This window comes from Pseudoalteromonas sp. TP27, from assembly GCF_056470645.1.
The window spans coordinates 73,829-97,060 of sequence record NZ_JARDAK010000011.1; the positions used below are offsets into that span (position 1 = coordinate 73,829).

22 protein-coding genes and 2 pseudogenes are annotated in these 23,232 nt (G+C 38.2%); 12 read left to right on the plus strand and 12 right to left on the minus strand.

The features are described 5' to 3' along the window. Positions 1-167: 167 nt before the first annotated feature. The 3 genes from PX700_RS13580 to PX700_RS13590 are packed head-to-tail and all read right to left on the minus strand — an operon-like array spanning position 168 to position 5,259. A complete protein-coding gene (locus PX700_RS13580) occupies positions 168-1,631 on the minus strand; it encodes a glutathione synthase (RefSeq protein WP_479520989.1) in 1,464 nt (487 codons plus the stop codon). A 27-nt stretch (positions 1,632-1,658) separates the two neighbouring features. Further along, positions 1,659-3,458, minus strand: coding sequence for an ABC transporter ATP-binding protein (locus tag PX700_RS13585; RefSeq protein WP_479520990.1), 1,800 nt, complete (start codon positions 3,456-3,458; stop codon positions 1,659-1,661). Continuing rightward, positions 3,451-5,259: an ABC transporter ATP-binding protein gene (locus PX700_RS13590; RefSeq protein ID WP_479520991.1), complete on the minus strand. Its 1,809-nt coding sequence runs from the start codon at positions 5,257-5,259 to the stop codon at positions 3,451-3,453. The genes PX700_RS13585 and PX700_RS13590 overlap by 8 nt, the downstream gene beginning before the upstream one ends. Positions 5,260-5,536: 277 nt before the next feature. Between PX700_RS13590 and PX700_RS13595 the strand changes: the two are divergent. Next, positions 5,537-5,941, plus strand: a pseudogene (locus PX700_RS13595) (integrase core domain-containing protein); the annotation flags it as partial. A gap of 87 nt (positions 5,942-6,028) precedes the next feature. Here the strand turns inward: PX700_RS13595 and sigZ are convergent. Further along, positions 6,029-6,592 (minus strand): RNA polymerase sigma factor SigZ, encoded by a 564-nt coding sequence (gene sigZ, locus PX700_RS13600; RefSeq protein WP_415635998.1) that lies wholly within the window; start codon positions 6,590-6,592, stop codon positions 6,029-6,031. Positions 6,593-7,163: 571 nt separating this feature from the next. Here sigZ and moaA point away from each other — a divergent pair. The 8 genes from moaA to PX700_RS13640 all read left to right on the plus strand — a co-directional run bounded on the left by moaA (position 7,164) and on the right by PX700_RS13640 (position 12,430). After that, on the plus strand, positions 7,164-8,135 hold the full coding sequence (gene moaA / locus PX700_RS13605) for a GTP 3',8-cyclase MoaA (protein ID WP_479520992.1): 972 nt from the start codon (positions 7,164-7,166) through the stop codon (positions 8,133-8,135). Between the two features lie 91 nt (positions 8,136-8,226). Further along, a complete protein-coding gene (gene moaB / locus PX700_RS13610; protein WP_415636001.1) occupies positions 8,227-8,766 on the plus strand; it encodes a molybdenum cofactor biosynthesis protein B in 540 nt (179 codons plus the stop codon). A 1-nt stretch (position 8,767) separates the two neighbouring features. After that, on the plus strand, positions 8,768-9,238 hold the full coding sequence (gene moaC, locus PX700_RS13615; protein WP_415636002.1) for a cyclic pyranopterin monophosphate synthase MoaC: 471 nt from the start codon (positions 8,768-8,770) through the stop codon (positions 9,236-9,238). Then, complete coding sequence (locus PX700_RS13620; protein WP_415636003.1) at positions 9,216-9,515, plus strand: MoaD/ThiS family protein; 300 nt, start codon at positions 9,216-9,218, stop codon at positions 9,513-9,515. Before moaC ends, PX700_RS13620 begins: the two co-directional genes overlap by 23 nt. Further along, the gene (gene moaE, locus PX700_RS13625) at positions 9,515-9,970 is read left to right on the plus strand and encodes a molybdopterin synthase catalytic subunit MoaE (RefSeq protein WP_415636004.1); all 456 of its coding nucleotides are present in this window, start codon (positions 9,515-9,517) and stop codon (positions 9,968-9,970) included. Before PX700_RS13620 ends, moaE begins: the two co-directional genes overlap by 1 nt. A gap of 25 nt (positions 9,971-9,995) precedes the next feature. Continuing rightward, entirely contained in the window at positions 9,996-10,736 is a 741-nt protein-coding gene (modA, locus tag PX700_RS13630) for a molybdate ABC transporter substrate-binding protein (RefSeq protein ID WP_415636472.1), read from the plus strand. Continuing rightward, positions 10,723-11,400, plus strand: a complete 678-nt coding sequence (gene modB / locus PX700_RS13635) for a molybdate ABC transporter permease subunit (RefSeq protein ID WP_479520993.1) — start codon at positions 10,723-10,725, stop codon at positions 11,398-11,400. The genes modA and modB overlap by 14 nt, the downstream gene beginning before the upstream one ends. Position 11,401: 1 nt before the next feature. After that, on the plus strand, positions 11,402-12,430 hold the full coding sequence (locus tag PX700_RS13640) for an ATP-binding cassette domain-containing protein (RefSeq protein WP_479520994.1): 1,029 nt from the start codon (positions 11,402-11,404) through the stop codon (positions 12,428-12,430). 15 nt (positions 12,431-12,445) lie between these two features. Here the strand turns inward: PX700_RS13640 and PX700_RS13645 are convergent, their stop codons facing one another. The 5 genes from PX700_RS13645 to PX700_RS13665 all read right to left on the minus strand — a co-directional run bounded on the left by PX700_RS13645 (position 12,446) and on the right by PX700_RS13665 (position 17,617). Beyond that, positions 12,446-13,204 (minus strand): HesA/MoeB/ThiF family protein, encoded by a 759-nt coding sequence (locus PX700_RS13645; protein WP_479521029.1) that lies wholly within the window; start codon positions 13,202-13,204, stop codon positions 12,446-12,448. Positions 13,205-13,682: 478 nt separating this feature from the next. Then, positions 13,683-14,270, minus strand: coding sequence for a c-type cytochrome (locus PX700_RS13650; RefSeq protein ID WP_479520995.1), 588 nt, complete (start codon positions 14,268-14,270; stop codon positions 13,683-13,685). Beyond that, complete coding sequence (gene soxC, locus PX700_RS13655) at positions 14,263-15,567, minus strand: sulfite dehydrogenase (RefSeq protein ID WP_415636009.1); 1,305 nt, start codon at positions 15,565-15,567, stop codon at positions 14,263-14,265. The genes PX700_RS13650 and soxC overlap by 8 nt, the downstream gene beginning before the upstream one ends. A 36-nt stretch (positions 15,568-15,603) precedes the next feature. After that, complete coding sequence (locus PX700_RS13660; protein ID WP_479520996.1) at positions 15,604-16,347, minus strand: SDR family oxidoreductase; 744 nt, start codon at positions 16,345-16,347, stop codon at positions 15,604-15,606. Between the two features lie 82 nt (positions 16,348-16,429). After that, entirely contained in the window at positions 16,430-17,617 is a 1,188-nt protein-coding gene (locus tag PX700_RS13665) for a MalY/PatB family protein (RefSeq protein ID WP_479520997.1), read from the minus strand. A 152-nt stretch (positions 17,618-17,769) separates the two neighbouring features. Between PX700_RS13665 and PX700_RS13670 the strand changes: the two genes are divergently transcribed. The 3 genes and pseudogenes from PX700_RS13670 to PX700_RS13680 form a co-directional block, all read left to right on the plus strand. Next, on the plus strand, positions 17,770-18,156 hold the full coding sequence (locus PX700_RS13670) for a rhodanese-like domain-containing protein (RefSeq protein WP_415636012.1): 387 nt from the start codon (positions 17,770-17,772) through the stop codon (positions 18,154-18,156). 132 nt (positions 18,157-18,288) lie between these two features. Next, on the plus strand, positions 18,289-18,729 hold the full coding sequence (locus PX700_RS13675; protein ID WP_479520998.1) for a hypothetical protein: 441 nt from the start codon (positions 18,289-18,291) through the stop codon (positions 18,727-18,729). Positions 18,730-18,923: 194 nt separating this feature from the next. Continuing rightward, positions 18,924-19,100, plus strand: a pseudogene (locus PX700_RS13680) (hypothetical protein); the annotation flags it as partial. A gap of 78 nt (positions 19,101-19,178) precedes the next feature. Here PX700_RS13680 and yfaE read toward each other — a convergent pair. The 3 genes from yfaE to nrdA all read right to left on the minus strand — a co-directional run bounded on the left by yfaE (position 19,179) and on the right by nrdA (position 22,929). Further along, positions 19,179-19,451, minus strand: a complete 273-nt coding sequence (gene yfaE, locus PX700_RS13685) for a class I ribonucleotide reductase maintenance protein YfaE (RefSeq protein ID WP_415636014.1) — start codon at positions 19,449-19,451, stop codon at positions 19,179-19,181. After that, positions 19,451-20,581, minus strand: coding sequence for a class Ia ribonucleoside-diphosphate reductase subunit beta (gene nrdB / locus PX700_RS13690; RefSeq protein ID WP_165727486.1), 1,131 nt, complete (start codon positions 20,579-20,581; stop codon positions 19,451-19,453). The genes yfaE and nrdB overlap by 1 nt, the downstream gene beginning before the upstream one ends. A 65-nt stretch (positions 20,582-20,646) precedes the next feature. Continuing rightward, on the minus strand, positions 20,647-22,929 hold the full coding sequence (gene nrdA / locus PX700_RS13695) for a class 1a ribonucleoside-diphosphate reductase subunit alpha (RefSeq protein ID WP_415636015.1): 2,283 nt from the start codon (positions 22,927-22,929) through the stop codon (positions 20,647-20,649). Positions 22,930-23,232 lie beyond the last annotated feature (303 nt).

A 23,232-nucleotide genomic window follows, 5' to 3' on the forward strand; every position in this document is an offset into this window, starting at 1 on the left:
CAATTAATTAAATCCACTCTGCTAGGTGTCGTTGCTCGGGCGCTTACTTTGCTGTTCATAACCTGCCTATCTTCAATCATATATGGAAATTAATAAGATAGGCAGCCACACAGCTTTAGTTTCAGGGACAGTTACCGTGTCGGAAAACGAGTAGTATTCCCTTACTTTTAATCTATAAGAGTAATCGAATCTAGAATCCCCTTACCACTATGTATACCCCCTTCATTTTCGCTTGCTGGTTTACTTCGTATTAGGTAGCCCGCGTAACCATTTAATTCGGTCACTGGTTCCCCTTGATAGTAAACGGTAAACAAACCTATTTCGCTTATTAGATCATCAACCACAGTTTGTTTTGCGTCCCTAATAGCTAATACGGGTTTCTCACGCTCATGAGGATATAGACGTTGCATTAATACCCATGCGTCGTATTCATGAGGCTCTATATTTTCTAATTTTTCACTAATATCTGTGCCAAAGACACAATGTCCTCCGCCTTCGCCTTGGTTCTTTAGAACCCAGCTTTCTTTATCAGCTTCAAAATTGAACCAATGAATAGTTTCTTTATTAACCGCCTTCATGTCGGCCAAAACACTTTTAACCAGATGTGCTTCTTCTGGGGTCAAGCCCCAACGAGCATATTCTTGGGCAGGCATTCTCGTAATTAACATTTGCATCGCTTTACTGGTCGCTAACTGCTGACTAATAGTCGCGTTTATTGCGACTCGGTGCTGCTCTAAAAATAATCTTGTTCTACTGAGCGTTTGGCAGCAAACGGATTCATCTAATTCTGGCGAGTAATAATCAGCGCATTGATATCCAGCCCTAAGGTATACTGCGTCAATTGGACCTACACTTTCCAATAATAGGCGTTGAGATTTACCTGTGGACAGTTGAGTACTTAATTGTTCGAATGTACGCCTAACCGTTCGCACACCAAGCTTTTGCAGCTCTAGCTCTAGTAAATGCTGATCATAGACATTGTCTTCGTTCTCTTGAATCACCATAAGAAACGTAGGCGAGCCAGACTCATTAAAATCTTTCTTAATTTTCACTGCGGCGGTAGTAACACCAATAGCCATTTGTTCAAGTCCAACGTTTTCAGCCGGAGTAGCGCCAGTCGTTGCTAACCATTGTTGATACACAGTGCTGTGCTGTTCACTTATATAATTATGAAGCTGTGTAGCACGCTTACCAAATGGAGCCATACCAGCCGCTATTCCATTAAACTCAATAACCTTGGGACCTTGCTCACGATCATCCATATAGTCAGTGCGCATCATTAAAAGTGGTTGTCTGGCAGGTGTTCGCCTTGAAACTTCTTCACCGTGAGCTTCCTTGTGAAGCGACATTAATATGTTAAAGAATGGCTCTGCTGCGGCCGTTTTCATTAACGATGTTTGTAAAAAATCATGATCTTCAGAGATGTTACTAATCAATTTAGAAATTAACGGTGTTGTTTTTAATAGATGCTCAAAACGTTTTTTCTGCATTGTCATAGGGGCTATGCTAAAAGGAACGTGCCTTGCCGTATTATCGTTTTGTTTGAATGCAACACCATTCATGATTTCCCATTCAATAATATCTTCGATTACGTCAGGCGAAAGATAATTGTGAGTGATTGAAATAGTCATATTTTGATACTCTTATTTGAAAATAATTTAAGCTGTTAAGCCTAGCGTCAAGTTGTTTAGGTCTTCTGCTTCTTGCTGTTGTTGAGCAAGGTATAGGTTTTGATAATCACCAGGTTGGGAGATAAGTTGTTGATGAGTTCCCATTTGAACAACTTTGCCTTTATTCATCACAAGTATTTGATCCGCATATTTTACAGTCGAAATACGATGTGCGATTGCAATAACCGTTTTACCCTTTTGAACCTTAGTTAATACCGCCTTTACTGTTTCTTCGCTTTCGCTATCTATATTTGCTGTTGCCTCATCTAAAAGAAAAATAGAAGGAGAATGAGATAAAGTACGAGCAATGGCGATTAATTGGCTTTCGCCCGTAGATAGCTGTGCACCGCCTTGCCCCAAAATATGAGCATATTTGTTTGGCAGTGAGTCAATAAATTTGTGCACATTGACCTGTTTAGCTATTTTGATAGCATGATCTTCACCAAGCTCATCTGAAGATAAGTTAATGTTCTCTAGCGCTGAACCTTTAAATATGACGGGGTCTTGTGAGACTAAACCAAAAATTTTATGGATTTGAGCATCAGAGAATTTATTAAGAGGTTGCCCCCCAATTAGTATCTCGCCTTTTTGATGGTTATAGAACTTCATAAGCACATTGATTATTGAGCTTTTACCACTGCCAGAGTGACCTACAATTGCAGTATATTGCCCCGTTTTGGCTGTGAAACTCACATCTGACAGCACAGGTGAATTTTCGTCGTAACCAAAGCTAACATTTCTAAACTCAATGTCATATTTGTCGTTAAGAGCTTGCTCTTCATAGGTATCTGAATTATGAGTATTTTTCTCATCAAGCATTTCAAAGATACGTTTCGACGAAACCGTAGCGATTTGCAATTTTCTTAGTTCCATTGAAAGTTGGCGGAACGGGTCAAAGAACCTTTCGATATAGTTCAGAAAAGCATACAAAGCGCCTATTTCTATAACTGTTGTCAGAGATGCTCCTGCAAACCATGCGAGAATACCTGCCGTAGCTAACGTTGAAATTAATCGAGTTAAAGGCAGTAACATCAAGCTATCTATTGCGACAGATCTCCTCTTGTATTCAAACCAATGGTTATTTTCATTATAAAACTTTGCTCTAAAAGAACTTTCTTGTCTGAATGATTGAATAAGTGTAATACCCTGAAGTGATTCGCTCAAACGACCATTAATTTTACTTATTTGTGAACGCACGCCTTCGAATGCAGACATTGAAATTTTGCGATAGAGTTGCATTGTTAAAAGTAACACTGGAATTAATACCAGACTGACTAACATTAACCGCCAATCTAATATTGCTATAGCGATAAAGATAGCAATTATTCTGAGTGTACCTTGTAACACTGTAGGTAGTGTTGACATAAACATATCGCGCAGCGCCTCTGTATCATTTATTATGTACGAGACAAGCTTTCCTGAAGGTTCTTTATCAAACTTACTTATTTGGTAATTGAGCACATGACTGAATAGCTGTTTTCTGACATCTTTAACGACTAATAACGCTCCTTTTCGAAATAGTAAATTTTGTATATAGGTAAGAAAAGACGATACTAAGTAGGCGATAACAATAAGTGATAAGAGCAATCCTAGTGCTTGCCACTCAAATTGTTGTGGGATGATGACATCATCAATGATGATTTTAGCTAACCACGGGATTAGCATTTCAGCGCCAATAGCTACAATTAACATCGCGAATGCAGATAAAAATAACTTTTTGTGTGGGAATGAATAACCCAATAAACGCCTAATGAGCGATGTTTGCTTCGTTGATTGTAGGTTAGACATTTTGCTCTCCAGATACTTTTAATTGGCTAGGTTCAATAGTTGGAGGTTTTTTTTCCAATGGGAGTAGGTTTTTTAGCTGACTTTGCTTTTTATATACTTTTGCATACCAACCTTTTTCGGACACAAGTTCGGTGTGGTTGCCTTGCTCTGTAATGTGTCCGTCTTCAAGTACAATAATATGGTTTGCATCTATTAAGTTTGGTAATCGCTGAGTAACTAATAAGATAGTTTTGTCGCTAAAGTGCTTGTTTAGATTTTGACGGACAATAATTTCTATATGCATGTCTAGTGCACTGAATGGGTCATCAAGTAAGAGAATTTCAGCTCCAGTTAGCAACGCTCTAGCAAGTGTTAAGCGCTGTTTTTGGCCGCCAGACAAATTGCTACCGCCTTCAGTTAATATTGTGTTAAATCCATTTGGCATTGCTTCGATTTCTTCAGCAATAGCAGCAACCTCTGCGACAAACCTTATTTCTTCATGATTAGCATTGGGCTTACCTAAGGCAATGTTGTCTGCTATTGTTCCAGAAAACAAAAATGGTTTTTGAGGTACCCACGCTATATAGCCGCGTAGGGATTTAAACGTTAGATCTTTGATAGAATAGCCATTAATATTAATTGTCGACTCGTTTTGTGCCTCAAATTGCCGTGTAATGAGTTGTAATAAAGTTGATTTTCCTCCGCCTATTGGACCCGTAATACCTACCATGCCATGCGCGGGTAAATTAAACTTAATGTCGCTCAATACTTGAGTATTCTCTCCAGAATAAGCAAATGAACTAATATTTACGGATAGATTTGGACGAACATTTATTGGAAGAGTAACAGAGCCTTCTTTTATTTCCTCTTGTTCCGTTAGTATTGTTTGTAATCGTGCCCAAGATGTATTTCCTCGTTGAAAAACATTGAATTGCCAGCCAAATTGCATGAATGGGCCTAAGAGTTGCGTTAAATACAAAGTAAATGTAGTAAATAAACCTACGCTTAAAGTACCTTCATCAACTAGCCATGCACCGTAACCGATAGCCATCACAAAAGATAAACCGTATACAAGCTGAATTGTTGGAGCAAAGGCTGCGTCTATTTTAGCAACAGAGAAGTTTGCCGTTAATGCCTCGTCAAGGGATTTTGAAAAACGCCTTTCTTGTCGAGACTTTATGCCATGTGAATGAACCGCTCGAATACCAGAAACTGTTTCACGTGCTTCTTCATTAAGTGAAGAAAAAGCCTCTTGGGAAAGAGCGAATGCTTTGTGCAATTTAATCCCGTATTTTCGAGTAATGAAAATAAGTAATGGAAAAGGAAGCAGGGCAACGGCAGTAAGCTCGCCACTCACTACAAAAATCATTCCGAAGATAATGGTTAAGCCCGCTATCAAAGAGTCAATTAAGGTCATTATGCCCATACCAGTCGTCTCTTCTATCGCATTTAAATCGTTAGTGGCATGTGCCATTAAATCTCCGGTACTTCTACGAGAATAGAAAGCAGGGCTTAATGTTGAAAATTTATAAAATAGATCCTTACGTAGCTCCTTAGAAATGGAAATAGCAGCGCCATATAGCTTGTTTTGCCATACGTATCGAAGAGCATACATTGCAATTGCACTAAGCAGTATTCCTACTACGTGCATTGCGAGAAAATCAGCGTTAAGTTTACCCTCGTTGATTTGGTTAACTACCTGACCGATCAGCCAGAACGGCACAAGATTTAAAAGTGCGACTATTTGCAGCGCAATAATGGCTACTATGTATTGGCCTGCAAACATGCGTAGGTATTTTCGAAGTTTCCAAATGATATTCATATAAATAAACTGCCTTCTGCATTTGTCATATATTTACAGAGCGGAACAGGGGGGATAAATTTACGCAAATTTACGTAAATGGGAATAGTGCTATTTAAATAGTAAGAATGACACATTTTAAATTTTGCTTGAATTACAACTTGATTTATAAGACGTAACAAAGATAGTAAAGACGCAGATATTTATAATATTAGGCTAGAAATTGAATTTACCACTACACGGGAGGCTAATGAAAGTATGCAATGGAAGTCCACAGTGCACAAAATGATGGAGTAGATTCAATGCAATTGATGATTTCAATCGCGAAGGACTCACAATAGATGCTGACTTATCACTCCCCGCTGAGCGTGTGATCCGTTCGCTCAATCAAATTATAGAATGGCGTGGTAAGCCAAAAGCTATCAGGTGTGATAATGAACCTGAATATATTAGCGACAAATTAGCAGAGTGAGCGTTAAATAATAATATCGAATTACGATTTATTCAACCAGGTGACCCGCAACAAAATGCTTATGTAGAGCGGTTTAATCGCACGGTTAGGTATGACTGGGTAAGTCATTATATTTAAAGTTATATTAGTAAGTTACAAGATAAAGCTACCGATTGGTTATGGGCTTATAACAATGAACGCCCTGACATGGGCATAGGTCACATAACACCCATACAAAAGCTGGAAAAGTAACACAATGGAAATTCTACAGCTCGCCTCAATTAAAAGTCGGGAGATTACCATTTTAGTTGGATGGCTTGATGCTAATAGTAGGCTTAATTAACTAAATCTCTTTCTAATACTTTCATAATATTTTTGGGCACTTTCATTTCTAGGTGTAAAGTCAGTAATGCCACCATTAGAAATTTCAAAGTCGCAACATGTCAACATAATTTCACGAAGTTTATGTCTTCCTCTCTGTATTCTACTTTTAGCTGCTGACAGAGTCAGTCCTAACTTATCTGCAATATGTTGTTGGCTCAATTCTTCTAATTCAGAAAGTACTAGGGCTATTCGGTACTTTTCTGGTAACTCTTGTATTAAAGGTTCAATACAGTTGGCAATAGCTTTATAGTTCGCCTCAGCTGACTCTACTTGTTCTTCAATTATGTTATCTGGTAATTCTTCATATATTACTCGTTTTCTGTAATAATCCATAATCGTGTTTCTGGTTATAGTGTATAGCCAGCTCTTAATACTTCCCTTAGCATTTAAGTTATGGAGGTTAGCACTCGCTTTGATATAAACATCTTGAAGTATATCTTCAACTATGCTTTGGTCATCAACTTTTCTACTGATGTAATTTTTCAGTTGTATCCTATGTTCTTCCCATTCAGCGTACATCAGATTTTCTCTCACCTAAAATATAACAATATTATTTATTAAGACGCAATAATCAACAAAAAGACGCAAATTATAATAAATATTTGTGAATTTAATTGTCCTATTTACTATAAAGAGAGCTTAATTCCTCTTTCGAGGTTGAATTTTCAGCAATATTCTTAGTGTTTAGGCAAGATAGAGCCAATGGCGTGTGGTTATTTCTTATAAGTAGGCGATAGCGTAGAGTCATGCCAAATATACTGCTTTGCGTATGGTGCTGCCTAGATGTATTTTACTCTTTATTGACTACATGGGTGTAGCTAAGGGTTTTGAGCAGGATGCACATGCGTTGCTCGGTTCTAAAACTCGCGTAGCGGTTAAGTAACCCTTAAGTTGAGCCCACTTAAATCCTGAAATGTCCACAGATCCTAGAATAATTTATATTTTAATATTAGTTTGCGTCTTTTATTACTACTCAGCGTCTTATTGATGGAAATACACTAATTTATCGAAAACACGCTTAAAAATATTAACTCGGTGATTTTTTAAAGTAATAATTAATAACCTCATAGGCTTAAATTTAAGGAAGTATATGCTAAATGATCAATTTGGTCGCCAGTTCAATTATTTACGTCTCTCTATTACAGATGTTTGTAATTTTAGTTGCAATTATTGCTTACCAAATGGGTATCAATGCGATACCCCACGTGACTTTTTGGATATAAACGAAATTAAAACCATAGTGAACTCCTTTGCTAAATTAGGTACGAAAAAAGTACGAATTACAGGGGGAGAGCCATGTTTACGAAAAGATATAACTGATATTTTAAAGATATGCAAGGCGACTGCAGGTATCGAAAAAGTGGCAATAACCACTAACGGATTTAATTTACTTGATAAAATTGATGAGTTTGCTGAGGCAGGTCTTGATGCTTTGAATGTAAGTATTGATAGTTTAGACCCTAAAATGTTCAAACTTATCACAGGCCACGATAAATTAGTAAACATCTTAAATGGCATCGATCGTGCAATACAACTAAATATAAAAGACGTTAAAATAAATGCTGTGTTAGCAAAGCAATTTAACCATAATCAATTAAGTGACTTTTTAGATTGGATTAAATATAGAAAAGTTACAGTTCGTTTTATTGAGCTAATGGAAACTGGAAATGGAGCGAAATTCTTTGAAGAAAATCACTTAAATGGCCAAGCACTTAAAACCAAGCTACTAGATCAAGGCTGGACCCAAGTGGTTAGAGAAAAGTTGGATGGCCCCGCAGAAGAATTTTGTCACCCAAATTATGTCGGTCGAATAGGCTTAATAATGCCTTATAGTAAAGGCTTTTGTAAAAGTTGTAATCGTCTTCGAGTTTCGGCTCTTGGTAAGTTGCATTTATGCCTGTTTGCTAACGAAGGGATAGACTTAAGAGAACATTTAAAGAGTAATGATACGTTAAGTACAATAAACGCAATACAAGCAGCAATGGCTAACAAGGAAATAAGTCATGAGTTAGATAAACGTCTAACTGGTGTTACTACTCATTTAGCTATGCTTGGTGGATGAATTTCAGATTATAGGAGCATCCTAACTCTATACTTTAGGTGTGCCACAGTCGAAAGCAATTTTAAAATAACCTATTAATATAAGCTACCCTATGAGCCAAACAACTGAGTTACAAATAGCATTAAACATTGCCGTAATGACAGTAAGCGATACACGCGATGAAATTACGGATACCTCAGGCCATTACTTAATGAAAGCCCTTACCGATGCCGGTCATCATTTAGCTGATAAAGACATAGTTAAAGATGACGTATACCAAATGCGTTCAGTAGCATCAAAGTGGATTGCCGATGACACCATTCACGCTATTTTAGTGACCGGTGGTACGGGATTTACCGAGCGCGACTCAACGCCAGAGGCGTTTACACCGCTGTTTGACAAAAGCGTAGATGGATTTGGTGAGTTATTTAGACATATTTCGTACGGCGAAATTGGTAACTCAACTATTCAATCGCGTGCACTGGCAGGCCTTGCTAATAACACGGTTATTTTTTGTATGCCAGGCTCTACGGGCGCATGTAAAACAGCCTGGACAGGTATTATAAAAGATCAGTTAGACTCAATGCACAAGCCATGTAACTTTGCTCCGCATATTACTATTGGTAAAAAATGCGAATCACGAGAGAAGTAATATGCTGAGCCACGTAGACGAAAACGGTCAAGCAAACATGGTTGATGTATCGCTAAAAGAGGTCACTCTGCGCGATGCATCTGCCGAGGCCTACATTAAAATGAGCAAACAGGCTTTTGAGCAAGTGTTGCTTAATCAAAATAAAAAAGGTGACGTGCTAGGCGTTGCACGCATTGCGGGTATTCAGGGCGCTAAAAAGTGCGCCGATTTAATTCCGCTTTGCCATCCGCTTGCGCTTAGTAAAGTAGCCGTTGATTTTGAATTCGATGAAGAAAATAGCCAAATTAAAGTTACCAGCTATTGTAAATTGGCTGGTAAAACAGGCGTTGAAATGGAAGCGCTCACCGCTGTATCAGTTGCTACGCTTACATTATTTGATATGTGTAAAGCTGCCGATCCGCTTATGGAAATACACGGTATGCGTGTAACACAAAAAGCAGGAGGCAAGCATGGCAGTTGGCAGCGAGACTAATTTAAATAATACTAACGCAGCTGCAGGGCAAGTAAACGTACTGTTTTTTGGCCAACTTAAAGAGCGCCTAAAGTGCGGTAAGCTAACAGCTAATATCATGAATACGCTTAGCATAACAGCGTTTAAAAAAATGCTTGTTGAGCAAAACCCGCATTGGCAAGCATGGCTTGAAGAACGTGATGTATTGTGTGCGCTTAATCAAACTATGTCATCGAGCGATGAGCTTGTAAAAGCAGGGGATGAACTTGCTTTTTTCCCACCGGTTACAGGTGGCTAATGAGCATTTGCATTAAAGTACAAACGCACGATTTTTCAGTAGGCGAGCAATACAACGCACTTTGTAGTAATAACAAAAACGATGGTGCTGTAGTTACTTTTACAGGGCTTGTGCGGGAGTTTAGCAGCGGCGATAACGTTATCGCGCTTGAGCTTGAACACTACCCAGTTATGACTGAACAACTACTGCAATCTATTGCTGAACAAGCGCAAACGCGCTGGCAACTTGCCCGCATAAGCATTATTCATCGGGTAGGTTATTTAGCCCTAGGTGAGAAAATTGTATTTGTAGGCGTTACTAGTCGCCACCGTCAAGCCGCGTTTGAAGGCGCACAATTTATAATGGATTATTTAAAAAACCACGCCACATTTTGGAAAAAAGAGCATTTTAGAGACTCATCAAACTGGGTCGAATTTAAACAAAGCGACAAGCAAGCACTTGTTAAATGGGATTAACTTAGTGAAAATTTTATCCTTCAGCTTGATATTTAAAATTTTTTACTGTGTGTTCTTATTTGGCGTGTTCTCAAGCACATTAAGCGCAAAAGAAATATTGCATGTCGCAGTAGCAAGTAACTTTAAAACTGTATTACAAACTTTACTGCAAGAATCTCCTTTACCTGGCGTACAAATAAAAATATCAGCGGCTTCTAGCGGGATTTTATATTCTCAAATTGTACATAATGCACCGTTTGATGTGTTTTTATCAGCTGATGATGCTCGCCCGCAAGCATTAGTAAAAGAAGGGTTTGCTAGTCAAAGTAGCTTAGTTACCTACGCATTAGGTGAGCTTGCATTGTGGCAGCCCAATGCTAATAAAGTAAATAATAAAGTAGCCATTGCTAACCCGCGTTTTTCACCTTATGGTCGTGCGTCTGAATTTTATGTCAATGCCAATTTTAAAAAGCCAATAAGTTACGTATATGGTAATAACATTACGCAGGCCTTTCAGTTTATTCAAAGTGGTAATGTGTCAATTGGGCTGGTGGCGGTGTCTACGTTAAAAGCTGCGTATAGCAATACACAAAACCCTAAGTATTTAGATTATAAAGTACTAGAGGCTGATGAATACCCCGATATTATTCAGCAAGGCGTTATTATAAAATCGACAAAAAAAAAGGCGAGTGCAAAAAAGCTTATGGATTTTTTAATGACAAGCAGAACTCAACTTAAGCTTATTAAATTAGGATACAGATCAAAGGACAATAATGCTTCAAAGTGATTTAACTGCGCTGTGGTTAACAATAAAACTTGCCTTGATAACTGCTATATTACTACTCGTTTTTTGCATTCCGGTTGCTTATAAATTAGCAGGCTACAAAGGAAAATTTAAACCTTTTTTAGAGGCATTAATTGCTATGCCTTTGGTATTACCGCCTACTTTATTAGGTTTTTACTTGTTGGTTCTTTTTTCGCCTACGCACGCTTTAGGGCAGTTTTGGTTTTGGTTAACGGATACACAGCTTGCTTTTAGTTTTCAAGGTGTGGTTATTGGTTCTCTTTTTTATTCTTTGCCGTTTGTAATGCAGCCTTTGGTTGCAGGTTTTAAACAAACAAATGAAATATATAACGAGGCTGCAATAGCGCTTGGGCTTAGTCATTTTAAGCGTTTTGTGTATTTAATATTACCATTACTAAAGCCCAGTATTGGTAGTGCATTTGCCTTAGGATTTGCTCATACACTCGGTGAATTCGGCTTGGTATTAATGATTGGTGGTAATATTCAAGGGCAAACACAAGTTGTCTCAATTGCATTGTATGACCATGTTGAATCGCTAAATTACGCGGCTGCTCACCAGCTCTCTCTTATTTTATTGGCTATCTCTTTTGCGTGTTTGGTGCTGTTATTTAAATTTAATAAAAGTATAGTCGGGGTTAGACAATAACATGGTTAAATTAACCCTATTTAAAGCGCTTAATAATTTTGATTTAGATATAAACCTGCAATTAGAGTCGTTTAATATTGCAGGTGTTTTTGGTCCATCCGGCTCAGGTAAATCTACATTGCTCCGCTGTATTAGTGGCCTTGAAGGCAAACAAAGCATTTATATTAACAATCAACCTGTGCATCATTTACCTAGTGATAAACGCGGTGTAACACTGCAAGTGCAATCTTGTCCGTTATTCCCTCATTTAGACGTCGCTGGCAATTTAGAATTTACTCAAAAGCACTGCGCTAATAGGCAAACTGACTTATCCGAGCAAGAAGTTATTACAGCTCTTGAGTTACAACTACTGCTTAAACGCAACGTACAAAGTTTATCTGGCGGGGAGCGCCAACGAGTGGTGTTTGCACGTACATTGTTGGCAGGCCAAAAGCTTATAATTTTAGATGAGCCCTTTAGTGCACTTGACTGGCCACTTCGGTTTAAAACACTTACAGCATTGAGTGAGTTGGCAGCTAAATTTAATATAAAATTTATAATAGTGAGCCACTCTTTAAAGGAACTATTATTTTGCTGTGATACCCTAATTCAGCTTGAAAAAGGTAAGGTGATAAACCAAGGATCAAGTGCGTTAGTTGCCAAGGCTATTTATGCTAATAATAAGCAAACACCACTGAGCTTACTTAATTATGACATTATTAAATTTGATGAAAAATACGCTGTTTATCAACTTCAAATAAAACAAAGTGAGCAGCAGTTATTTGTATCCCCAAGTGCAGTTGAGCAAGGTGGTAAGCTAATCATCGAAAGCGAGCAAATAGCAATTAGTGCTATAAAACCATTACTCACAGAGTACAGTAACGTATTGGTTTGTAAGCTTATTAGTGCTGAAGCTATTGATAGCAATTGGCAGCTTACACTTAATGTAGATGGGCAAACATTGCATTGCTTACTTTCGGCAAGGGTGTGGGATCAAAGTAATTATAAAGTGGGCGATACACTTTACGCCGCTATTCATAACCTAGAGTAAAAATTAAAACGCGAGTTACTTACTACACGTGGGGCACTGGCTATTTTTAGGAATTTTAAAGCGGTTAAACTCCATACTGAGCCCATCTACCAACAATAAATGTTCACTTAAGCCGCTTGGCAAACCCGCAAGTATTTTTAGTGCCTCAGTTGCTTGAATACTGCCAATTAGCCCAACAATAGGGGAGAGCACGCCAGATTCAGAGCAGCTTTGTGTTTGCTCATTAAAAAACTGCGATAAGCACTCGTAACAATGGCTATGTTGTTTCATGGTAAAGCAGGCAACTTGGCCTTCCATTCTAATTGCAGAGCCCGAAACTAGTGGTGTTTTAGTCTTATAACAGGCGCTATTGAGTAAATTGCGTGTAGGTAAGTTATCAGAGCAATCAATGACTATATCAATATTACTTAATAGCTCGTCAAGCTTTGACTGCTCATCTAAAAATACATCGATTGTATGTATGTCTATTTCATCATTTAAGCTAGTTAACTGTGCTTTAGCGGCGTGTGTTTTTAAGCTACCTACATCAGTTTGCTTATAAAGCACCTGCCTTTGCAAGTTTGTAGCATCAACTACATCGTTATCTGCAAGCGTTAATGTTCCCACACCTGAGGCAGCCAAGTACTGTGCAACCGGGCAGCCTAAACCACCTAAACCCACTATAAGTGCATGAGATTGCCAAAGTCTTTCTTGTCCATCTATATCAAGTTGCACGAGCATAATGTGGCGAGAGTAACGTAATTGCTGGTTATAAGTTAATGGAGAGGTATGCATTATAAATATACTCACTTCATGTGGCGACTTATTAGGGTCTGTTGATCTTTCAAGGTTAAATTTACAGCAGTCTGTTTGGTATTTAGGCAAGGCAGAGCCTATGCAGTGTGGTTATTCCCCATAAATGGGCGATAACGTAGCATTAATGCCAAACAGGCGCTGCCCAAAGGGTTCTTCCTAGGGGCTATTTACTATTTGTTGCCTGCATGGATGTAGGTAAGGGGCGTGAGCAGGACGCGGAAGCTTTGCTCAGTTTTTACTTAGCCCACTAGGTTACAAATCTCGCGCCGCGATTAAACAGCCTCTAGCTTGAACAAATTTTAATCCGCAAAGATCAACAGACCCTAGTAAATGTTTTTTATCTCAAATATCTTAGCAACATTGCGATAAAAAATAATATGTATTTAAGGTAATAAAAAACTTAAGGGTTAAATATTGTCGTTTAACCCTAAGTCCTCCTAACTATTTATTTAGGTACTCATTGGTTTTTAATTAAAGGCTCTTTCCCACTGAGTTTTCCTTTTTCATCTGTATCCCATGCTATATAAGATTTTTTCTTGTAGGGCATTTCGACTTCAAGTAGATTTTTTTTGTCTATCGTCTCATCTTTTTTAACTATTCCATTTAAGTTTAATATATAAGCTGTCAATGCATATACTTCTGAATCATTTAAAGTCTTGGGTGATTGATGCGGCATAGCTCTACGAATATAATCAAAGATGGTGGTTTGATGCGGCCATGCGCCCACTGTTAGGGCTAATAGTGGGTGAGGGTTATACTCTTGATACCCTAACTCTCCAGCTAATCGAGGAGCGACACCTCCTTCACCAGATAAACCATGACACATCATACATTTAGTTTGATAAATTTTTTCGCCTTCAAATGCATTTCCACTACCCGCTGGAAGATTACGTCCATCTGGATATATTGTAATAGACCATTTTTCAATTTCGGATTTGCTTAGTTCAATACCACCTTGTGTCGTTACTTCCTCAGCCGCATAAGCAGTGTTTGACAAATAGATTAGTAAACTAGTTATTAATATTTTTTTCTTAAAATTAAACATAAAAATTGCTCACTTTACCATCGTTAGAAACAAGCCATGAATTAATTGAGTTATTGTGACCGTGAGAAAATCTAGCATACCGTGATATCCAGTCCTCTCGGGTTGGTTGAGTATTTCCGAACTCATCAATCGCTCGACTTACCAAAATCGCTTTTTTACCACTCCATTTCCAAGGTATAGTAAAGCGAGTCATTGCTTTGCTCATAATAGGACCTTCTAGGTTAGCTTGTGCCCAAGTTTTACCTCCATCTGCAGAGACTTCTACGGCTTTAACTTTTCCACGGCCGGACCAAGCAAAACCTGATATTTCGTAAAAGCCAGGTATTGGAAGTTGTTGTTTACCAGAAGGTTTTGTAATGACCGATTTAACTTCCATGTTGAAGCTATATTGCTTTACTTTTCCATTAGCCATAATGTCTGCATAAAGTGATTGCTCATCTTTACTTTGAGAAGGCGTGTCAGAGATTTCCATACGGTGAAGCCACTTAACATTCATGTTGCCCTCATAACCAGGCACAAAAAGCCTCATAGGGTAACCTTGATCTGGCCTAATTCTTTCACCATTTTGGTACAGCGCTATAATAGCGTCATCATAAAGTTTTTGTAGTGGTATATTTCGAACATGGTTCCCAGCATCAGCACCTTCACACATTGCCCACTTTGCACTGGGTTTTATACCAGCCTCATCTAATAGATATTTTAGAGGTATACCAGTCCATAATGAGCCAGATATTTGTCCGTGTATCGCTCCACATGTCATATCCATAGGACTATCAGCTATAGCATTTGGACCTGAGTTACCTGCACATTCTAAAAAATGGACACGACTAACCATAGGATAATTAAGGAGGGCTTCAACTGACCACTTTAGTGGTTTATTTACTAGTCCATGAATCATAAATTGGTGGTTTGTTGGTTCTATGTCAGGTATTCCACTGTGGTGAACTACAAAATGTAGACCTGCAGGTGTTATAATGCCATTTAATTGATCTATAGGTGTAAATGCAGCTGTGATTATATTAGAGCTGTACACATGCTCGGGCAGTCGGCCTACATGAGACTCGTATTTTGAAGGTTTCCCATAAATCTCACTGGGTACACCTGGTGTTTTCATATGCTTAGGGTGTGACTCGAAAACACGAGCCGCAGCCGTGCTACTCAATGTGGATGCAGCTACTGACGCAGCTGCTATTGAAAGAAAAGAAGCGCTGCTAGTTAAAAATTTCCTTCGATCTAAAAGGCCACCTTTGGCAACTTCTAATTGTTCTTTTGAACTATTTAATTTAATAATACTCATTATTTACTCCAGTTAGGATGTCTTTAAGTTTATTTCCTAAAGTTGAGATCTACCACCATCTACGACTAACTCAGCACCCAACATATAGCTTGATGCATCACTAGCAAGAAAAATTACAGTATTAGCTATTTCCTCAGCACTACCCATACGCCCAATAGGAACTTGTTTACCTAATTGCTTTACATAACCTTCAAAATGCTCATCAGTTTCGTTAGGTGCACGATGTAATGGGGTAATTATTGTTCCAGGACTAATACAATTAACACGGATGTTTTGTTCTATTAATTCAGCCGACATTGTTCTAGCAAAAGACCTTACCGCTGCTTTTGAAGCTGATAAAATAGATTTTCCAGCTGTTCCTATTTGATTAAGCCATGAAGTACTTAGTATTATTGAACTACCATTTTTCATTAAGGGCAAAATTGTCTGGACTGAAAAGAAAACACCTTTGACATTTACATCCATTAATTTATTGTACTGTTCTTCATTTGTACTCCCCAACGGGGTAGCGAAAGCTATGCCTGCATTTGCAAAAAAAATATCAAGCTGACCGAACTCATTGTTTATTTGTTCATACATATATTTAAGATCTTTAGCCTGGCTGACATCTGCACAAATAGTGATTATATTATAGCCTATTTCATTCTTTGCTAATTTTAGCTTTTCTTTATTAGTTCCTGTGATTGCAACTTTGGCGCCGAGCTTTACCATTAATTTGGCTGTGGCCAAGCCAATTCCGCTAGAGCCACCTGTAATTAATGCGGTTTTACCATTAAGCATAATTTACCCTTTTAACTTTTATTCAGATATTAAAGTGGTTTACTGCATGAATGTTTAGCAGCAACTGCTCGAAATATCTTGTCTAGTAAGTGCTAATAACGGATTTTTGCTTGTCCATTACTATTTTTAACCGTTTAAATGCCTCTTCAATGTGCTCTGTTGGGCAAGCAAAGTTCATTCGTGCAAATTGTGCCGCATCGTTACTGAACCATTTACCAGGTGAAACGCCAAAACCAGCATCACCAAATAGGTTAATTAAGTCACTAGCCTCATGTCCTGTTTCAGAAAAATCTAGCCATACTTGATAGGTCCCCTCGACAGGAAACATTTTAATTTGAGGTAATTCATCTTCTAGGTAGGCTTTTATCCAATCAATATTCTTCTGCATATATTCTAGAAAGTTGTTTAACCACTCCTCACCCTTGTCATAAGCGGCAATCGTCGCAAAAGTTGTAAAAGCATTACCATGATCAATATAGAGAGATTCAGCGAGTAATTTTAAGCGTTCAAAAATAAGTTTGTTTTCTGTATATAGATACCCATTTGAGATACTTTGCATACCAAAAGTTTTAGAAGGTGACCCAATCAAAGCTACATGTTTATTAGCGGCAGATTCCATAAGGCTAGTAAACTTATGTCCTTCGAAGATTATATCGGAATGAATTTCATCACTTATAATAGTCACATTGTTTTTGTTCGCAATTTGTATGACTTTATCAAGCTCGCTTTTTAGCCAGACTCGTCCAACGGGATTGTGAGGGCTGCATAAAATCATTACCTTTACATCTGGAGATGACATTTTTTTAGACAGATCTTCAAAGTCCATTTCATACCTGCCATTGATAATTTTTAAAGGGCTTTTAACTACCTCTCTTTTAGCTGTGCTAATTACCTTTGAAAATTGGTGATATGCAGGTGATTGTATTAATACTCCATCACCTTCTTTGGTTAATTCACGAATCAGTAATGCTATGCCTGTTAATACACCTGTTACTTGAACGAAATTATTAGAATCTAGCTTTAAATTATGTCTTCGTTGATACCATCTACTAATTGAATTAAAGACTTGCTGTGAATTGTATTCATAGGCAAAATTCCCTCTATTTACAAGTCGCTGAAGCTCTATAGTGATATCTTCTGCTACTTTAAGGTCCATATCGGCAACCCAAAAAGGAGTAACATTAGTTGTACCAAAAATGTTATTTAGCATTACTTTATTATTCCGGACGAAGCTGTTTTCCAATTCACTGCTTAGTTTCTCAATTTTCATTTTAAACCTTGATAATTATGTCCAATCAGTAATAAGACGAATATGTTTATTAAAAGATGCAATTTTTTATTTATAAGTGTTTTTGTTTTTTATGCATCTTTATTCCAAGATTAGCGACTTACTTAGGTAAGCAAACTTAAACGGTGAAATAAATGTCACAAACAATTGTTAAAGGTATAAATGAATTTGCAGCTGAAGCTCGGTCGGTCATTAAGAACGTATCAGTAGAAGAAGCGAAAAGTATGGAGAATAGTAGTGAATATGCTTTTGTAGATGTCAGAGAGAAAGATGAGATAAACAAAGAGGGTATTATTCCCGGTGCTTTTATTGCTCCTCGGGGAATGCTTGAGTTTCTTATTGATCCTAGTAGCCCTGTACATAATGATTTTTTTAACCAGAATAAAACTTTTATTTTTTATTGCGCGCATGGCCTGCGTTCGCTATTTTCGGCTAAGCTCGCTTTTGATATGGGTCTAACCTCCGTTAGGAATTTAGAAGGTGGATTCGCTAAATGGAATGAAACTCTAAAAGTCAATTAATATAACAGGCTTCGCCGGTAATGAAGTCGAATTAATTTAAAGAAGGTGCAGACAAAAAGGCAAGCTCACTGACTCCAATCTGATACATAATTATTTATAATTGAGAATACAAGGCGACAAGCAGTCGCGCCTTTGTTTTTCGAAATAATACGTTCATTAGATAGTTACGGCTTAATCAAAGGCGATATAAAACCAGGTGGTTTAAATATTACAGAAGTAGATATTTGTTCTACAACAGGCGATTTACCTAATGTGCATTGCCCTAAAACAGAAAAAGGGCTTTTTATTCCAGGTAAGTCGCCAATTAAAGTATCGGATGTACATCGTGAAATTTATATTGATAAAGCATCTGGGTTACGTGCATGCCAATATAATGAAGCTACAACGACAAAAGCAGTTTATGAATTTTGGCCATCTGACTTAGTCAGATTATTTAAACAAGCAGGTATAGTTAAACGCCAGCCTCCACCTTATTTAGATTCATGCTTAATTAATGACACGAGTACACAAGGCTCAGCACCGACTATTACATCCCTGAGTAATTTAATTATACCAATTCCATTAAGTATGTGATCTAAATTTTACGCCGAAAAAATAATTCAGTTCTAGGCGTAAATTGATGTAAATGGTTGTTCCCTTTGCGAAATTTACAACAAAGAAATGGGTTGTTTTAGCAAGTAAAATAGATCAGCTATTTATTGGAATTGGTATTAGCTACATGATAAGAGCCAGTAAATTAAAGCAAGAAAGCCTGCACTTTTAGTGCAACCACAGATATAGACTCACGAATTTTATACTGGTTTGTAGATAACAGCTTTGTAGGTAAAGTAGAGCGGGATGCGCCTTTTTTCTGGCAGCCACAAGTAGGCGAATTTGATGTAAGAGTGGTTGATAATTTAGGGCGAAGCGCGTCAGTTTCAATGCGTGTGAAGCTCGTTCAGTAACACGTAAACAAGCTAAAGCGCTAGTTATCGGGTATTAACAATTAGATTGGCGTTTATAAACAGTATTTAGCGTTTAGATTACTTTAAATTAATACTTATATTGCCATTAGGCTTGCAGCAGCACAGGAGTATTTCGCCTTCGCGCACAAACGCCAGTGGCTCTTCGTTATACTCAACACTACCTGAAACTAACGTTGCCCGACAGGCGCCGCAATAACCTTCGCGACATTGATACGCGACGTCTATTTTCATGGATTCTAAGCACTGTAAAACAGAAGGGCAGCCAGTGGTAAATTCTATACACTGGCTGTTTTCTGCAAGCGTTATGCTTGCAGTAGACTTGTCACTCATTATAAATCAAAGTCACCAAATTCAGATGCATCAACTTGCGAGTCGATTTGACCAACAAGGTATGAGCTAATTTCAGCTTCTTGTGGTGCTACTTGCACGTTATCAGACACTAACCATGAATTAATCCACGGAATAGGGTTACTGTTATTTTCAAACTGTGCTGGTAAGCCAATAGCGGTCATACGTGCGTTAGTAATGTACTCAACGTACTGACATAAAATATGCTTGTTTAGACCAATCATTGAACCATCTTTAAATAGGTACTCTGCCCATTCTTTTTCTTGCTCTGCGGCTTCTACAAACATTTTAATCGCTTCGTCGCGGCACTGAGCTGCAACAATTGCCATTTCTGGGTCGTCTTTACCGTCTTGCATAATATTTAAAATATGCTGGGTACCCGAAAGATGAAGCGCTTCATCTCGCGCAATAAGCTTAATGATTTTAGCGTTACCTTCCATTAATTCACGCTCAGCAAACGCAAACGAACACGCAAAGCTTACATAAAAACGAATGGCTTCAAGAATATTTACCGACATCATGGCAAGGTAAAGTTTCTTTTTAAGTTCGAACAAATTAACGATCACTGTTTTGCCGTTAATTTCGTGTTTGCCTTCACCGTAAAGGTTGTAAAGCGACACTGAATTAATTAAATCATCGTAGTATGTGGTTACTGCATCGGCGCGTTCGCTGATTTTATCGTTGCTAACTATGTCATCAAAAATAAGTTCAGGGGCTTGCGTAACATTACGGATAATATGCGTGTACGAGCGGCTGTGAATGGTTTCACTAAATGCCCATGTTTCTATCCATGTTTCAAGCTCTGGTAACGATACAATAGGAAGTAGGGCAACGTTAGGTGAACGGCCCTGTACACTATCAAGCAAAGTTTGATATTTTAAGTTACTTAAAAATATATGCTTTTCGTGATCGGGTAATGCTTGAAAGTCTAAACGGTCTTTGCTTACATCTACTTCTTCAGGACGCCAAAAGAAAGACAGTTGCTTTTCGATTAATTTTTCAAAAATTGGGTATTTTTGTTGGTCATAACGAGATACGTTTACAGTTTGGCCAAAAAACATTGGCTCTAGCATTTGGTTATTATGGTTTCGGCTAAATGTAGTATAAGACATGTTTATCACTCAAAAAACTATCAGAAAAAGCGGGCTAAATGCCCGCTTAAAATAAAAATTAATAACTATATTTTACACGCGCCGCCTTCACAATCATCATCTTCCACTTCTGGAGTATCTTCTTGCATATCTGAGGCACCATCGCGAGTGTTGTGGTAATACAGTGTTTTAACACCCAGTTTGTACGCAGTTAGTAAGTCTTTTAATAAGACTTTCATAGGTACTTTACCGCCTTCGAATTTATTTGGATCATAATTTGTGTTTGCCGATATAGTTTGATCAACAAATTTTTGCATTATGCCCACAAGCTGCAGGTAACCATCGTTTGATGGAATATCCCATAATAACTCGTAGTTATTCTTTAAACGTTCGTACTCAGGCACTACTTGTTTCAAAATACCGTCTTTACTTGCTTTAACGCTAATGTGACCACGTGGTGGCTCAATACCATTTGTTGCATTAGAGATTTGCGACGATGTTTCTGAAGGCATTAACGCACTTAGTGTTGAGTTACGCATGCCGTGCTCTTTAATGCTGGCACGTAATGTATCCCAATCAAGGTGAAGTGGTTCATCACAAATTTTATCTAAGTCACGTTTGTACGTATCTGTTGGCATAATGCCCTGTGAATACGTTGTTTCGTTAAACTTAGGACATGCACCACGCTCTTTAGCAAGCTCGTTTGATGCTTTCATTAGGTAGTATTGAATCGCTTCAAACGTTTTGTGGGTCAGTGCATTTGCGCTGCCATCTGAGTAACGCTTACCATTTTTAGCTAGGTAGTATGCGTAGTTAATTACGCCTATGCCTAGTGTACGACGACCCATAGTCGCATTTTTTGCAGCCGGTACAGGGTAGTCTTGGAAATCAAGTAAGTTATCAAGTGCGCGCACTGCAAGTTCAGCTAGCTCTTCAAGCTCGTCTAGTGACTCAATGGCGCCTAAGTTAAACGCAGACAGTGTACAAAGGGCAATTTCGCCTTCTTCATCGTTTACGTTGTTTAGTGGCTTAGTTGGCAATGCAATTTCTAAACATAAGTTAGATTGGCGAATTGGCGCAACTTTAGCAATAAACGGGCTGTGCGTATTACAGTGGTCCACATTTTGTAGGTAAATACGACCAGTGCTTGCACGCTCTTGTGCAAACATTGAGAAAAGCTCAATCGCTTTAATACGCTTTTTACGAATAGATTCGTCTTGCTCATATTTTACGTAAAGCGCATCAAATTCTTCTTGGTCTTCAAAAAATGCATCGTAAAGGCCTGGCACGTCTGATGGGCTAAATAACGTAATGTAATCGTCTTTAATTAAACGAGAATACATTAATTTATTAAACTGTACGCCGTAATCTAAATGGCGAACACGGTTGTCATCTACACCACGGTTATTTTTAAGCACAAGTAGGTTTTCTACTTCTAGGTGCCAAAGCGGGTAGAACAATGTTGCTGCGCCGCCACGTACACCACCTTGTGAACAGCTTTTAACAGCTGTTTGAAAGTGCTTATAAAAAGGAATACAACCAGTGTGGTACGCTTCGCCATTACGAATGTGGCTACCTAGCGCACGAATACGACCTGCGTTAATACCAATGCCCGCACGTTGTGAAACGTATTTAACGATTGCAGACGATGTAGCATTGATTGAATCAAGGCTGTCGCCACATTCAATTAATACACATGAGCTAAACTGGCGAGTCGGCGTACGTACACCTGCCATAATAGGCGTTGGTAGTGATATTTTAAATAACGATACCGCATCGTAAAAACGCTTAATGTACGAAACGCGTGTTTCACGTGGGTAGTCAGAAAATAAGCTCGCCGCTACTAAAATATATAAAAACTGTGCACTTTCGTAAATCTCACCCGATACACGGTTTTGAACAAGGTATTTACCTTCAAGCTGTTTTACAGCCGCGTAGCTAAAGTTAAGATCGCGAGAATGATCAAGGTACGCATCAAGCTCGTCTAACTCTTGCTCTGTGTAATCTACAAGTAAGTGAGCGTCGTAGCGTTTATCTTCAACCATTTTTGTTACATGGTTAAATAAACGTGGTGGCTCAAATTGGCCGTACGCTTTTTTACGTAAATGGAATACAGCTAAACGTGCCGCTAGGTATTGGTAATCAGGCGATTCTTTTGAAATTTGATCTGCAGCAGCTTTAATAATGGTTTCGTGTATATCTTTAGTACGAATACCGTCGTAAAACTGAATGTGTGATTTTAATTCAACTTGCGAAACCGATACGTTTTTTAAACCTTCGGCGGCCCATTCAATAACGCGATGGATCTTATCAAGATCAAGAGGCTCTTTACGCCCGTCACGTTTGCTTACAGATAACTGTTGGTTCATTTGCCTGTATTCCTTGGGAATTATGTATTTTGACCAATGGGTCATACCTCGCAATGGCAAGGTAAGTACTCATTTATTATAAGTTTCACCGTATTGGCGAATTTAATTGAATAACATTTGGCCACAATATCTGGTGTTGTTCAATTTAGAGATCACAAGATAGTGTGGTCTGAGTTGTTTTGCAAGGGACATAATTGCCCCTATTTGTGGATAACTTTGGGATAACACATTTGTGTTAGTAGACACTCACCTTCGAACAATCATTTAAGTTAGAATATGCAGAAATCAACTAATGATCTGCTA